Source organism: Microbacterium sp. LWH13-1.2 (assembly GCF_038397735.1).
GTDB lineage: Bacteria > Actinomycetota > Actinomycetes > Actinomycetales > Microbacteriaceae > Microbacterium.
In genome coordinates this window covers 95,584-110,022 of the sequence record NZ_CP151635.1, presented here as the reverse complement: position 1 = coordinate 110,022, position 14,439 = coordinate 95,584, and the positions used below count along the sequence as shown (strand labels likewise).

Here is a 14,439-nt window from a genome sequence, read left to right as displayed (position 1 = left end):
GGCTCGATGCCGTCGGCGGTGCGACGACGGTTCCCCTCTCGTCTGCACCGTCCTCCGACCAGGGCGGAGGGCAGAGCAGACGACGCGGGCCCGACGCATCGCTGCGACGGGCCCGCGTCACGGGATCACGCCCCGAACCGCCCGGCAGCCGACTTGTCGGTCTGCACGTACTGACCCGAGATCTCCTCGGTCTTGCCCGCGATCTGCGTGAGAAGCTGCTGCATCTCACTCAGCGAACGGTTCCACTTCGCCTGCGCCTGGTCATACGCCTGCTGCGCGGAACCATCCCACGCCGCACGCAGCTTCCCGACCTCGGACTCGAGACGATCGAGCTCCGAACGAATAGCCTGCGACCCACTACGGATCTGCCCTGCCAGAGCATTGACCTGCTCCGGACGAACTGACATCGACTGCATCATGTCCTCCTTGAAATCTCTGTGGTCTACGCTCAGGAACCCATCATCGAGCCGAGGCCCGAGATGGTCTGCTGGTGAGCTTCTTCAGTCGCAGCCTGGTCACGCTCAGTGCCCGCAAGAGCATCCTCGAGCGTCACGAGGACCTCGTTCAGCTGACGAGCCTGCTCGTCCCACCGCGACATCAGCGTCGAGAACGACGCGGCAGCCGCACCCGTCCAGAAACCACGCAGCTGCTCGATCTCACCACGGACCTTCTTGGTCTGCTGATCGATCCCGGACTTCGTCTCCCGCACCGCCTGGGCTCCGCGGCGCAGAGCCCCCTCTTCAGCGGAGATGACATCAGCCATAACTCACTCCCTCCGGTCCACAAAGGACACACGTGCGGGGAGCGCATCCCAGTATTGGGACGACTTCGAAACAACCCCCCACGATTCGTTTCACGACACAGGCTAGATCAGATCGCCCCCAATCACCACACACCCCACAGAGATCATGCAAACGATGGACAAAACCCCATCCCGTGACTACGCGTAGTCGCACGCCTCAACTAGGGTGAAAGGCGGAATGCGCAGCCACGGGTCTCCTCCCGACCGGCGGCAACCATGGAGGGGGCATCGTTCCATGACTCAGAGCAGCACAGCGGCAGGCACCGTGTTGCGGCTTTCCGTCGTCAGCGACGACCGCCGGCTCGACGTCGGCGTGCCGTCGCAGGTCCCCCTCGTCGAGATCATCCCCGGCTTCGCTCGGAGCCTGGGCGTGCTCGACCCGACGCTCACGCACGGCGGCTACTCCCTGCAGCGGGCCGACGGCACACCGCTCGACCCTGCTCGCGGAGCGGCAGCCCAGGGTGTGCACGACGGAGAGCTGCTGACCCTCGTGCGCGGCGGCCTCATGAAGGAGCCGCGCGTCTACGACGACGTCGTCGAGGCGGTCATCGACGCCACCGCCGAGCAGCACGGCTCGTGGACCCCGGCAGACAGCTCGCGCACCGCCCTGTTCGTCAGCCTCACCTTCCTCGCGCTCTGTGCGCTCCTGCTCGTCGCGACCCCGCCGACGTCGCTCCTGCCCGCCATCATCGCCGGGGCCGGCGCCATCGTGCTCAGTGTCGCCGCCGCCGTTCTCATGCGTCTCCGTCAGCCCGAGGCAGGCCACGCACTCGGACTGGCCGCCGCAGCATACGGAGGGCTCGCGGGGTACCTCGCCGTGCCCGTGCAGAGCATCTGGGGGTGGCCGCTCGCCGCTCTGGGTCTCGGACTCGTCATCGTGGGCGGCGTCGGGCTGGCGGTCACCCAGGACAAGCCCGAGGTCCACCTCGTGCCCATCGCCCTCGGCGCATCGATCGGTGTCACCGCCACGAGCGCCGCGATCTTCGGAGATGCTCTCGCTCCTTACGCGATCATGCTCGCGACCACGGCGCTGCTCGCCAACGGCATCCCGTGGCTCGCCCTGACCACCACCCGCATCCGGGTGATCTCGCCGCAGAGCGACGCCGACATGTTCGCAGCTCCCGAGCCGATCGACGCCGACGAGGTCAAGCGTCGCGCGGCGGCCGGCACGCGCACCCTCATCGCGCTGCGGGCAGCCCTCGGTCTCGCCGCCCTGATCGCGACGCCCCTGGTCGCCGCCAGCGGAGTCTTCGGCGCCCTGCTCTGCGTGCTCGCGTTCGTCGGGATGATGTTCCAGTCGCGGCAGATCCACGCCCGCCTCGGCGTGCTCGTGCTCATGGCGATCGGAGCCATCGGCCTCGCGACGACGGGTGTGACGGTGGCGCTCGCGCTTCCCGACGTCCGCACCTGGATGCTCCTCATCCTCGTCGTCGCGACCGTCATCCTCGTCGGACTGACGCTGTTGACTCCGAAGGCCCGCCTGCGGCTGACCCGCCTCGGCGACACCGTCGAGGTCATCGCTCTCGCGCTCCTGCTGCCGCTCGGCGTCACCACGGCGGGGCTCGTCTGACCGATGGCGACCAAGAAGGATCTGATCGAGGCGCAGGGCTTCAGCCGGCGTCGACTGCTCTCGGCGTTCACCGGAGGCGCCCCCGGCGGCAAGGAGCTCGACCCCGCGAAGCCGTTGCGCGCTGTCGTGGCCGGCGTCGCGCTCACGGTCGGCGTCATCCTCGTCGGGGTGTTCTGGGGCATCATGCAGCCGGGGCTTCCGGGCGACTGGCAGAACAACCGGCTCATCGTGGCCACCGACACCGGGGCCCGCTACGTCTCGGTCGACGGCACGCTCTACCCGGTGATCAACACCGCCAGCGCACGCCTGCTGATCCCCTCCGGCGAGTTCAAGGTGGTGCGCACCGACCAGGCCGCGCTCGACGGGATCCCTGTCGGGCCCGCGATCGGAATTCTCGGCGCCCCCGACGACCTCCCGGCACCGAACGCTCTGATCAACTCCTCGTGGACCGCATGCGTCGACGACGCCGAAGGCGCCGCCGTCTCCCTGTCGACCTCCCCCGTCGCCGACGTATCGACGGGCACGGGAGCGGTGGTCGAGCGCGGCGACGAGCTCTTCGTGATCGCCGACGGCCTGCGCTACGCGGTGTCGGCCGATGACGCGAACGCCGTGCTCCGCGCGGTCGGCCTCGGCACCAGCGACATCCTCGAGGTCGACGGCCGCTGGCTCAACCTCTTCGAGTCCGGCGAGGAGCTCGAGCCGATCAGGCTCAACGCCATGGGCGCCCCCGTGCCCGACACGGACCTCACGGCGGGGACCATCGTGCACACGCAGGGCACCCCCGCCGATGAGCGCTATGTGGCTCTCGCGACCGGCGAGCTCGCACGCCTCAGCCCCCTCGCCTACCAGCTCTACCTCCTCGGCAGCGGCCAGGAGGCGTCTGAGAAAGAGGTGTCTCCCGCGGAGACCGGAGACGTGCCGACGGTGTCGTACATCGGAGGCGAGGACTGGCCCACTCTGCCGCTGAAGCCTCTCGCGGCAGGCGAGTCTCCGTGTGCCGTGCTCACCGACGACGCTCACACCGTGCTCGGAGGGACCACCACCGCACTGCCCGAAGAGCGCTCCACGGTCGACGTCAAGGTGGGTGGCGGAGCTCTCGTTCAGGTCAGCGCCGCATCGGACGACGCGGTCGGCATGGCCGTGCTGATCGACGAATCCGGCACGGCCTACGCGATCCCCGGGGCTGTCGCCGAGCAGAGCGCAGAAGATGCCGCGAGCGGCCCGATCGCGCAGCTCGGCTACTCACCCGACGATGTGGGACGAGTCTCGGACGCGTGGCTCGAGTTCTTCGCCGCGGGGCCCGCCCTGACCACCGAAGCCGCGAGAGAGTCGCCCGGCTCCGGGACGAACTGATGCGTCGTCGCAGCGCAGCCCTCGCGTCCGTCATGATCGGCGCCGCGATGCTCGGCGCACCGTCGACGGCGCTGGCGTCGACCGCCCCCTCGTCGTCGATCGTGTCGACCGCGACCGCGGGGCAGGCGTGCACCCCGGGCACCGTGGTCTTCAGCCCCGAGGCTCCGATCGCTCTGGCTGAGCTCGGCGCCGAAGAAGCGAACCGGCTCGCCACGGGCAAGGGCATCGTCGTCGCGATCGTCGACTCGGGGATCGACGCGAGCAATCCGCACCTCGCCGGTGTCGTGATCGGCGGCGTCGATCTCGTCGGCGACGGCGAGCGCGCCGACGGCATGAGCGACACGACCGGTCACGGCACCGCGATCGCAGGTCAGATCGCAGCGCAGCCCGTCCCGGGCTCGGGCGTGGTCGGGCTCGCACCCGACGCGCGGCTGCTGTCGGTGCGGGCATTCCGCAGCACCCAGCAGCAGGACGTCGACAAGGGCTACGGCCCGACCTCGCAGCGCCTCGCAGACGGCATCCACTGGGCGGCGGACAACGGCGCCGACATCATCAACGTCTCGATGTCGCAGGACAGCGACACCGCCGAGCTCCGTGCCGCCGTCGAGCACGCTGCCGCGGTCGGAGCCCTGGTCGTGGCGAGCGGCGGCAACCGGGCATCGGACGCGGACGCGGCGGACGCCGCCCGGTATCCCGCAGCCTACGAACAGGCGCTCGGGGTCAGCGCGGCCGACAGCAACGGCCGAGCCACCGAGAGCTCGATCCACGGCCCCCAGGTCGATGTGACGGCTCCCGGTGGCAACGTGCTGACGGCGGCGGCCGGCGGCGGGGACTGCATCTTCGCCGGCGACGCCCCGGCATCGAGCTACGCCACCGGATACGCCAGCGCTGCGGCGGCCCTCGTCGCCGAGGCGCACCCCGAGGATCCTCCGGCAGGATGGGCCTATCGGCTCACCGCGACGGGGCTGCGAGCAGACGCCGACAACCGCGACGACGTGAACGGATGGGGCTTCATCCAGCCGTTCGCCGCGATCGAACTGCTCCCCGACGAGACCACGCGGGGACCGGTGAGCCCGTACTTCGACACCACCGAGAGCGCGGCACGACCGCCCGTCGCCACGGTGGACCCCGACCACGGAGCCTCGCCGTTCCTCCTCACGCGTGAAGCGGCGCTGTTCACCGCGATCGGCGGAGCGAGCCTGCTCGGTGTGCTCGGCATCCTCATCGTGCTGCGACGCCGCAGAGAGGCACCCGTCGACGATCCAGGAGAGGCCGAGCGCGAGGGCGGACTGCTGCACACGCCGGACACAGGCGCCGAGTCCGTCGGCTGACCGGCCGGGTCAGGTGCGCGAAGCCCTCAATCGAAGTCGACGGCGACCGCGCCGGATGCGTCGCGCTGCACGGCCGCTGCGACGTCGACGGTCACCTCCTGGGGACCGCTCGGCCAGCTGAAGTTCACGGTGAAGGGCGCCCCCGCACGGACGCCGTCTCCGCGTACGAGGGCCAAGGGCTCGTTCTGACGCCACACGACCGAGCTCACGTCGACGGCTCCCTCCCACGCGCGCCTCGCAGTACCGTCCGCGATCACGGACGGACAATCGCTCCCCGTGAGCCCGCTCGCGGTGCACGCGGAGAGAAGCCGGTCGACCTCGGCCTGCGCGTCGTCTGCGACCTCCGTGCGCAGCACCGGGTGGAGAACCATGATCTTCGAGACCATCTCCGCCCCTGCCGGGGGCTCGATCGTCGACGCCTCCGCAGGGAACTCCAGCGCGAACGGCTCGCCATCCCCACCGCCGGGATCGATGGTCGTGAGCTCCTGTTCGTCGGTGTACTCGAAGTCATAGATACCCGGCAGAAGCCGAAGAGAGTCAGTCGTCGTCAGGTCGAACGCGGTGACTCCGGCGGATTCCAGAACACCGGGAACTCCCTGCCCGTCGAAGTAGACGCCGAGGTCACCCCACTGCGCTATCCGCAGTTCACCCTCGGCGGTCGTCGTTCTCACGTCGATCTCGCGGGGCTCGGATTCGCCGTCCAGACGGTACTCCACCGAGACCGAGGCGTCGGACGGCGATCCCGTGACGACGGTGACCCGTGCCTCCACGGGGCGCGCCGCCTCGGCGTAGATGTCGTCGTCGAGCGCCGCGGGGCTGACGATGGAGCTGTCGCTGAGCAGGGCGCCCGCACCGACGGCGTCCCCCTCGATCAGCCGATCGAAGAACTCCATGACGAGCGCTGAATCCTCGTCGTGCTCCGAGGCTCCGAACGAGCATCCTGTCGCGGCGAGCGCGACCAGGACGATCGTGGCCCCGGCCGCACCCCTCACAAGCGGCGCGCGCAGCGATCCCGGAATGCGGTGGTACGACATAGGTGATCCCCCCTCAAAGACTGATTCCGACCCTATGGCACACAGCACCTCTCCGCAGAAGCCGACGCGCAGGGGGCGAGACTTCAGGCGAAGACGACGAAACCCAGCGTGACCAGACCGGCGACGGAGACGGCGCAGGCAGCCGCGAAGGCGAGGAGGGTCGCCATGCTCCAGCGCAGTCCCTGCTTGGCGACGGAGGGGAGGTCCGGATCCACCGCCCTGGTGGGGGCGGCGGCGCCGACCACGACCGGCGGCGCAGAGGGGCCGAGCGGGGCCGGACGCGGACGGTAGATCTCCGGCGCCGGACCATCGGTCGGCGCCTCGAAAGACATGGGCGCGGCGGTCGGCGCGGGATCGACCGAAGCATCGTCCTGCTCGTCGGCGCCCTTCGCCCGCTTGCGACGCAGACGTCGAGGCGGCCGGGACACGACGACCGTCGCCTCTTCGACGAGTTGCTCGTCGGAAGTGTCGCCGGGCTCCTCGGCGGCTCCGGCGCTGCGGTCCACAACGACGGTGGCCTCATCGAGAACGTCGGCGTCGGGAGAACCAGCGGGCTCTTCGACGCGCCCCGCACTCCGGTCGACGACGACCGTCGCGTCATCGAGAGAATCCGCAGGCTCCTGCACGGGCCCAGCACTCCGGTCGACGACGACCGTCGCGTCATCGAGAGCGTCGGCGTCGGTGCCATCCGTCGAATCCGCGGCCCCCGCATCTTCGTCCACCACGTCCACCACGTCCGCACCGTCGGTCGGCTCTGGCTGCGTTGGCGGCTCCTCCGCGACCGCGCCCCCTCGACGCCGGTCGCGGCGAGTGAGGATGACGGTCTCTTCGCCGTCGTTCTCGACGTCGGTCATCGCGCCCGCACCGGGATCGTCGTGCCCTCGAGCATCGAGTCGGTCAGAGAAGCGGATGCCGCGATGCGGCCGGCCGTGCTGTCGTCGGGTCGCGTGCGCGCGCCCCCGGCGACCACGTCGATCACGACGACCGAGACGTTGTCGCGGCCGCCCGCCTTGAGCGCGCGACTCACCAGCGCCGCGGCGGCGGTCTCGGGGCGTCCGTTCATCGTCAGGGTCGCCCGGATGGCCTCATCGCTGACCTCGCCACTCAGTCCGTCGGAGCAGAGCAGCAGCCGCTCGCCGTCGACCACGGGAAGCAGCCAGCTGTCGGCCGTGCTGTCCGGTGCCCCGATGGCCCGCGTGATGACGTTGCGCTGCGAGAACGACGCGAGGTCTTCGGGGCGCAGCTCCCCGGCATCCACGAGCTCCTGACCCAGCGAGTGGTCGATCGTCAGCTGGGCCAGGTCGTTGCCGTGGTGCCGATAGACGCGCGAGTCGCCGACGTTGAACACGAGCCAGTGCGGTGCACCGTCGTGCTCGACGAGTGCGACGCCCGTGACGGTGCTGCCCGCCCCGCGCTTGTGCTCGGCGGAGATGTCCTCGACCACGGCCGCAGCATGGCTCAGGGCTTCGCCGATGTCGGCGACCTCGACTGTGCGTCCTCGCAACGGTTCGAAGGCCTCGACCACCGCAGCGCTGGCCCGATCGCCGGCCTCGTGCCCGCCCATGCCGTCGGCCACCAGGAAGACCGGCGAGGCGACGAGCACCGAATCCTCGTTCGAGGCGCGCTTGAGACCGGTGTCGGTCAGTGACGCGACGTTGAGGACCACCGAAGAGAGAGTCACGAATCGCGCTCCGCGATGACGTGCATGCCCACTTCGCCGAGGATGAAGCGCCCGTTGCCGGTGACGCTCTCGCCGGGGTCCAGCAGGGTCTCCGTGCCGTTCTCCTCGACCACGACCACGCCGTTCGTGGCGTGCAGATCGGTGAGGCGCCACTCGTCGTCGTGCACGACGAGGCGCGCATGCGTCTTCGACAACGTGCGTGTGGTGTCGGAGATGGCGAGTCGCTGCTCGCCCGGTTCGCCGATCGGATTGCGACCGATCACGACGCTCGCGCCCGAGAGCGAGAAGGTGCGACCGTCGTCGAGCACGAGCGAACGACGGATGCCGCGCTTGCGCGCAACGACCACCGTGGCATCGAAGTCGTCGACGTCGATCTCTGCCGGACGCGGAGTGACGACCGTCTTGTCGACGTCGGCGACGAGTCCGCCGAGCGGCATCGGAGCGGCCGAGGGCGCGGCAGCATGCGCGGGGTCGACCGGCGCAGGGTCGACGGGGGCGGGGTCGACGGGGGCGGGCACCACCGGCGCCGCCGGCGTCTCGGGCGAGTCCGCTGCCGCGGACGGCGCCGGACGGATGACGGGCGCCTGCGGCTCGAGGTCGGAGGCACCGTCGCGGAAGGACGGCGGGGCGGGTCGTACGACACGCTGCGGGTCGGCGGTCGGCGCGGCGGGCGCGTCCTCGAACGGAGCGGGCGGCTGCGGCGCGGCAGGAGGCTGCGGCGCGGCGACGGGCGCGGATGGCTGCGGGGCCACCGGCTCTCCGCCCATCGCGGCCATGATCCCGGTCGTCGGGTGCGCCTCGACAGGAGCGGGCGGGTGGGGAGCGGATGACGCCACCGGCGCGGCCGGCGGCGCGGCGAACTGCGGCGCCGGAGGCTGCGGCGCCGGAGGCTGCGGCGCCGGAGGCTGTGGTGCCGCAGGCTGCGGCGACGCCACCGGGGCGGGCGGCTGCGGTGCGGCCTGTGATGCGGGCGGAGCGAACGACGCGGCAGGCGCTCCGATGTTCGGCGACTGCCCCCCGGTGGGCGGGTACGACGGAGACTGAGCGCCGGGAACGGGCGGCGGGCCGACCGGCGCGCCCGGTGCCGACGCCGGAGCGGATGGCGGCTGCGGCGGCGCGCCCCATGCGGACGGTGCAGCGGGCGCGACGGACGCCGCCGACTCCGACGTCTCGGTCGCTCGAGGCGGGGCCGCATAGTCGGGGAAGATGAGCGCGGGAGCATCCGGTTGGCTCTGAGCGTGCGGCGCGAGCGACGGGATCGTGTAGCCCGACGCATCACGAGCGGGCGCCGCAGCGGGCTGAGAGGTGCGACGCGGCCCGGGCTGCAGAGCGGCCAGGCGGTCGCCCTCGGGGTAGGGCGGGGCGCCCCAGGCGAGCACGGTCGCCCACACAGGCGGAAGCAGGATCGCGAGCACCGTCATGCCGGCGCCCCGCCCGAACCGCTGGTTGATGCGGTGGGTCGCGACGACCTTGAGGTAGATGCCGTACAGCTGCACTATCGGGATGAAGTAGAACACGACCGACCAGGCGGGGACCCCACCTCGCGCGAGGATCTCGGCCTCGTTGAGGATCGGGACCCAGCCCTTCCACCCCTCGCCGTCGATACGCGGGAACAGGCGCGAGAGCGCATACGCGTACCAGACGTAGATGGCGATGCCGATGAGCACACCGAGAACGCCCACGATGATGAGCATCGTCGCGTAGCCGGTATCCACGGGCGCGATCATGAGTCCCCCTTCTTCCGGTCGCCGAGCGAACCGGTCAGTCCGAGCGTACCGAGCGCGGGCCGAAGCCCGAAGAACCGGATGCCGCCCGCCGACCTCACCCGACCGACGAACGATGCCGGTCGCACCCGCATGATGAGGCGGTGCCACCATCGACCGGCATGCGCGAGTTCCGCGCGCTCCGCATCCACGATCTCCCACGCGGCACTCGCCTCGTCCTTCGTCGGCGGGTGCTCGGCGAACACCGCTCGGTCGACGAGTGCCGCCAGACGGTCCGCCGCCTCGCGGTCGGTCGACAGTGCACGCTGTGTGCGCGTGCCCTGCGTCTCCATCGCGACGTCGTGGTCGGCATACACGTCGACGAGTTCTTCCCACGCCCCGGCGAGACGCACCTCGGGTTCGGCGGCCGTGCGTCGAGCTCTGGCTCGCTGCCGCTTGGCGAGCACGAGCACGAGGAAGGGCAGCGCGAGCAACACGAGTCCGAGCAGGCTCAGACCCACCGCCCGCAGGATCGGCAACAGGATCGCCAGCACCTCCGACTGCGGGTCCTCGAGCGGAGGCGCGTCGTTGTTCGAGTCGCTCTGCGCCTGAGGAGGGTCCAGCGCCTCAGAGCGAGGCTGTTCGGGGACCGTGGGATGCTCCGGCAGCTGCTCGCCCTCTGTGATCGAGCTCGGCAGCATCGCATACTGCGGTGTCGTGTCGACCGGCATCCAGTCAGCGCCGGAGGCACGCACCTCGACCCAGGCACTCATGTTCGCCCCCGTGCACGTCTCGGTGCACGCGGGGATCCCGGGCACCTCCTCGGCCGCGGCGAGACGCGTGCCGATCACGACGCGGGACTCGAGACCCCAGTGCTCGGCGAGAAGCGCGGCCGCCACCGAGAACTGCTCGTCGTCGCCGACCGCCGAGACGAGCAGTTCGGGTGCGGCATCCGCTCCCGCCCGCCGCTCCTGCTCGACCATGTCTGTGAAGAGCTCTTCGATGCGAGCCGCGGAGTGGCCGGCGTAGCTCGGTGCGAACGCGTACCCTTCGGACTCCTTGAGCGACGCGATCCACCCCGCTGCCGCTTCGTCGTCGAGCAGGGCATGGCTGAGGTATCCGCGGGAGCGCAGACGATCGATGATCTCGAGATACCCCGCACCGGTGCGAGGCTGCTCCTGCATCTCGGCCCACTCGACGAGGGCGGGGTACCGATCGGTGTCGAGGTTCGACGCTCCGCCCTGCAGTGCGGTGATGTCTCCCTGATCGCCGGGGGCATCCGCGAGCACCGTATAGCGGTCGCCGGGGATGAGTCCCTCGTCGCCGTCGGAGGTCTCGGCGATCGTGATCGCCGTGTCGCCGCCCTCGTTCACGTGGAACCCGTCGGCGAGCGCATCGGCACGGGTGCCGGAGAAGGCCGGCGCCTCCGCGAGGCCGGCCGGTGCCGGCACCCAGATGCCGCGGTAGGCGTCGCCGATCGTGATGTCGAGCGTCACCCGACCGGCTGCGGGGAGCGCCGTGCGCGGGAGGCGGCTGAACCGGTCGTCGGGGTCGATGTGGAAGTCCTCGCCGTCGTACGAATCCAGGGTGACGAGGCGGATGCGGTCGACCGCACCCGGGTCACCCTGCACCCGCAGGACGGTCTGGTCGAGCGTGCCGCCGGCGAACCACGAGCGGTAGGCGCTGAGCGGGCTCGCCTGCTGCTGCACGACGATCATCGGCTCGACCTCGTCGCGCAGCACCGAACGATCCGACCAGCCGGCCGCTGCCGGGGCGATCGCGAATCCGGCGACGAGCGCGACGACCGCGAGCGCCGCCGAGAGGAGGTGCCTGCGCACGGTCAACCACACCGGGGTGGCCCGGCGCGAGATGTTGGCGGCGGCGACCGTGCGCAATGCCTGGGCACGCTGCAGCCGGGCCCGACCGACCAGCCAGACGAGGGCGGAGACGAAGAGGGCGACGCCGATCAGCCACTCCCGGGGAGCCGGAAGCGCCACACCGAGGATCGAGACGGGCGATGTGGTGCCGCTCACGCCGAAGGCGATGCCGAACACGCTCATCGCCGTCACGACGGGGACGGCGATCGTGGCGCGGCGTCCGTTCTCGAGCACGAGGACGGTCGCGACGAACGCACCGAACAGCATGACGACGAGATAAGGGATGAGAACGGCCTGGTACTCGCCGAGCGGCGGGTTGAGCGTCAGCATCTGCTTCCAGCCGAGAACGACACCGAGCACCGCATCGCGGAGGCCCCCGATGAAGGCAGGGACGGACGACAACGCCGAGGGGATCGCGAGCGGCACCGCGACCACGAGATACGTGCCGACCGCCGCGAGGGCGCCGAAGAGCATCCCCCAGCGCAGCAGTCGCGTGAGCACGGCGACGGCCATGCCGAGCAGACCGCCGACGAGGCCGACCGCCAGGGCGCGCGGCGATTCGTATACCGGCCAGACCGCCGCGGTCGCGAGGCCGACACCGACCAGCACGTAGCCGAGCGACCAGAAGGTGAGGGCCGAGAGGACGAACGACCGGCGCGACCCGGCCACGCCCCGCTTCGCGCCTGCCGTGCTCATCGGAGGGCTCCGCGCGCGAGCATCTGCGGCAGGTCGCCGAGGGCGCCGAGGGTCATGACCGCGAGTTCGCGGGCCGCGCGCATGGTGGGCTGCTCGCCGAGTTCACTGCGCACGGCGACCGCCTCGACCGAGGCGGGCAGCTTGACCGCTGCGAGCCGGAGACGATCGAGCGGCATCCGAGACCCGGTCAGGAGGAATCCGATCGAGAGGTCCGGATACGACTGCACGGTGAGAGCGGTGACCGCCTCGAGACGCATGACCCGGTCGGCCGCGTCGATCGTCGAAGTGGCATCGAGCAGAGCCTTGGGGGTCACAGTCGGCAGCGTGCGGATCGAGAGCACCTCGGCGCGGCTGTGCTCGGGGATCTCGTTGCTCACCGAGAAGAGCACGTCACGGCCGTCGCGCACGCCCTGCAGTGCGAGGGATGCTGCGGCACTGACCGTGTTCTCGAACTCCTCGTCGGTCTCGTACGACTCGGCGTCGAGGTCGAGGATGATCGCGATGCGGGCGTGCCGCGATTCCTCGTACTGGCGCACCATGAGCTTGCCGGTCTTGGCCGTCGACTTCCAGTGCACGTGCCGCTGCGAATCGCCGACGACATACTCGCGCACGGCGTGGAACGAGAGGTCGGCGTCGACCAGGACCGAACTGGGAGTGCCCTCGAGGTCGCGGATGAGGCCCGCGCTGGTGCTGGGAAGACGAACCGTGACCGGGTGCACGTGGATCCGCTGCACGTCTGGCCATCGGAGCTCCCGCCGGAGGATGCCGATCGGATCGCCGCGCGTGATGGTCATGGGACCGACGTCGATGACACCGCGGCGGTGAGCGGCGATCGTGAGCTGCTCGCGGTGATGGGAGCCGGGGCGCAGCAGCGGGACGTGCGCCTCCACGAGCCCCTCCCCCACCGGCACATCGACGACGCCGGGGAGCGAGAGGTGCTCGCCGTTGTTTCGGACGTCGAGGGTGGCCCCGATCTCCGCTCCGGCCACCACCCGATCACGATCGAGGGTGAGGTCGATCCGGTAGTCGTGGGTGCCGAGGATGAACGGGATGCAGGCGACCAGCAGCACCAGAGCGATCGCAGCCACGGCCCAGGCCTCGACCCAGCCGAACAGCAGTCCGGCGACGAGACCGAGAACGAGCGCCACGGCCACCAGCATCCCTGCCGCCGTGACCGTCTCGCGCACCCAGGCGACGGATGCGCGCGCCGCGCGCCCCGTGTTGCGAGCCGCGCGACGAACGCCGAAGACCGCGCCGCGGACGGGGCCGCGGCGCGTGCGGTCGTAGCGCGTGACCGTCGACGTGCGCGTCGACGTGCTCGTGCCCGCCGTCGTGCGCGTCAGACGGGACTCGGTGCTGAAGCTCACGCAGTGCCGTTCTCGCGCGGGGGCTCGACGTCGAGCAGGATCTGGCCCACGACGGCGACGGCGGTGACGCCGTCGAACTCGGCCTCGGGCTCGAGCACGAGACGGTGGGCGAGCGCCACGACCGCGAGCTCGCGCACGTCGTCGGGCGTGACGAAGGTTCGACCGTTCTTGGCGGCCCAGGTCATCACCAGTCGGGACAGCGCGATCGCGCCTCGCACGCTCGCGCCGAGACGGACCTCGGAGGCCCGACGCGTGGCGTCGACGATGCGCATGATGTAGTCGGAGACGAGCGGGTTCACGTAGACGCCGCGGGTCATCTCGGCCATCGTGAGGATGGTGTCGGTGCCGACGATGCCGTCGAGCACGTGCTTCGGCTGCGCGGCCCCCTGGAGGATGCGCATGGTGGCCGCCTCGTCGGGGTAGCCGATCGACGTCTTGATCATGAACCGGTCGAGCTGCGCCTCGGGCAGACGGTAGGTGCCGCCCTGCTCGATGGGGTTCTGCGTCGCCATCACGAGGAACGGCGAAGGCACCGGGCGGGTGACACCGTCGACCGTGACGGTTCCCTCTTCCATGACCTCGAGCAGCGAGGACTGCGTTTTGGGGCTCGCGCGGTTGATCTCGTCGGCGAGCACGATGTTCGCGAAGACGGGGCCGGCGTGGAACTCGAAGGCGCCCTCCTTCTGGTCGTAGACCGTGATGCCCGTCACATCACCCGGCAGCAGGTCGGGGGTGAACTGGATGCGGGTGCTCGTGCCGGTCACCGTCTGGGCGATGGCGCGCGCAAGCGCCGTCTTGCCTGTGCCGGGGAAGTCCTCGAGCAGCACGTGTCCCCCGCTGACGGCCGCGGCGAGCACCAGCTCGACCACGTGCCGCTTGCCGAGGATCGCCTGCTCGACGTTGCCGCTGAGGATCGAGAAGGTCTCCGCGAACCAGGCGGCCTGTTCGGGAGCGAGGGTGACGGGAGCAGCTGTGGGAGCAGGCATAAGGAAAGAGTATTCGTTGGTTGTGTGGTGATCGGGAGA

12 protein-coding genes are annotated in these 14,439 nt (G+C 70.6%); 3 read left to right on the top strand and 9 right to left on the bottom strand.

The genetic code is table 11. The features are described 5' to 3' along the window. Positions 1 to 125 precede the first annotated feature (125 nt). Both MRBLWH13_RS00430 and MRBLWH13_RS00425 read right to left on the bottom strand, forming a co-directional pair. A complete protein-coding gene (locus MRBLWH13_RS00430) occupies positions 126 to 407 on the bottom strand; it encodes a WXG100 family type VII secretion target (RefSeq protein WP_056512674.1) in 282 nt (93 codons plus the stop codon). 41 nt (positions 408 to 448) lie between these two features. Continuing rightward, positions 449 to 763 carry a WXG100 family type VII secretion target gene (locus tag MRBLWH13_RS00425; RefSeq protein WP_056510271.1) on the bottom strand — a complete coding sequence of 105 codons (315 nt, stop codon included), beginning with the start codon at positions 761 to 763 and terminating at the stop codon, positions 449 to 451. 274 nt (positions 764 to 1,037) lie between these two features. On the opposite strand from MRBLWH13_RS00425, the gene eccD reads away from it, so the two are divergent. The 3 genes from eccD to MRBLWH13_RS00410 are packed head-to-tail and all read left to right on the top strand — an operon-like array spanning position 1,038 to position 5,056. Then, positions 1,038 to 2,372, top strand: coding sequence for a type VII secretion integral membrane protein EccD (gene eccD / locus MRBLWH13_RS00420; protein ID WP_341956394.1), 1,335 nt, complete (start codon positions 1,038 to 1,040; stop codon positions 2,370 to 2,372). 3 nt (positions 2,373 to 2,375) lie between these two features. Beyond that, on the top strand, positions 2,376 to 3,725 hold the full coding sequence (gene eccB, locus MRBLWH13_RS00415; protein ID WP_341956393.1) for a type VII secretion protein EccB: 1,350 nt from the start codon (positions 2,376 to 2,378) through the stop codon (positions 3,723 to 3,725). Further along, the gene (locus MRBLWH13_RS00410) at positions 3,725 to 5,056 is read left to right on the top strand and encodes a S8 family serine peptidase (protein ID WP_341956392.1); all 1,332 of its coding nucleotides are present in this window, start codon (positions 3,725 to 3,727) and stop codon (positions 5,054 to 5,056) included. Before eccB ends, MRBLWH13_RS00410 begins: the two co-directional genes overlap by 1 nt. Before the next feature lie 26 nt (positions 5,057 to 5,082). Here the strand turns inward: MRBLWH13_RS00410 and MRBLWH13_RS00405 are convergent, their stop codons facing one another. The 7 genes from MRBLWH13_RS00405 to MRBLWH13_RS00375 form a co-directional block, all read right to left on the bottom strand. Next, positions 5,083 to 6,090 (bottom strand): hypothetical protein, encoded by a 1,008-nt coding sequence (locus tag MRBLWH13_RS00405; protein ID WP_341956391.1) that lies wholly within the window; start codon positions 6,088 to 6,090, stop codon positions 5,083 to 5,085. A gap of 83 nt (positions 6,091 to 6,173) precedes the next feature. Further along, complete coding sequence (locus tag MRBLWH13_RS00400) at positions 6,174 to 6,944, bottom strand: hypothetical protein (protein WP_341956390.1); 771 nt, start codon at positions 6,942 to 6,944, stop codon at positions 6,174 to 6,176. Next, on the bottom strand, positions 6,941 to 7,771 hold the full coding sequence (locus tag MRBLWH13_RS00395; protein ID WP_341956389.1) for a protein phosphatase 2C domain-containing protein: 831 nt from the start codon (positions 7,769 to 7,771) through the stop codon (positions 6,941 to 6,943). The genes MRBLWH13_RS00400 and MRBLWH13_RS00395 overlap by 4 nt, the downstream gene beginning before the upstream one ends. Next, entirely contained in the window at positions 7,768 to 9,498 is a 1,731-nt protein-coding gene (locus MRBLWH13_RS00390; RefSeq protein WP_341956388.1) for a DUF5684 domain-containing protein, read from the bottom strand. The genes MRBLWH13_RS00395 and MRBLWH13_RS00390 overlap by 4 nt, the downstream gene beginning before the upstream one ends. Continuing rightward, the gene (locus MRBLWH13_RS00385; protein WP_341956387.1) at positions 9,495 to 12,047 is read right to left on the bottom strand and encodes a transglutaminase domain-containing protein; all 2,553 of its coding nucleotides are present in this window, start codon (positions 12,045 to 12,047) and stop codon (positions 9,495 to 9,497) included. Before MRBLWH13_RS00385 ends, MRBLWH13_RS00390 begins: the two co-directional genes overlap by 4 nt. Continuing rightward, a complete protein-coding gene (locus MRBLWH13_RS00380; RefSeq protein WP_341956386.1) occupies positions 12,044 to 13,414 on the bottom strand; it encodes a DUF58 domain-containing protein in 1,371 nt (456 codons plus the stop codon). Before MRBLWH13_RS00380 ends, MRBLWH13_RS00385 begins: the two co-directional genes overlap by 4 nt. Further along, positions 13,411 to 14,400: a MoxR family ATPase gene (locus tag MRBLWH13_RS00375; RefSeq protein ID WP_341956385.1), complete on the bottom strand. Its 990-nt coding sequence runs from the start codon at positions 14,398 to 14,400 to the stop codon at positions 13,411 to 13,413. Before MRBLWH13_RS00375 ends, MRBLWH13_RS00380 begins: the two co-directional genes overlap by 4 nt. Positions 14,401 to 14,439 lie beyond the last annotated feature (39 nt).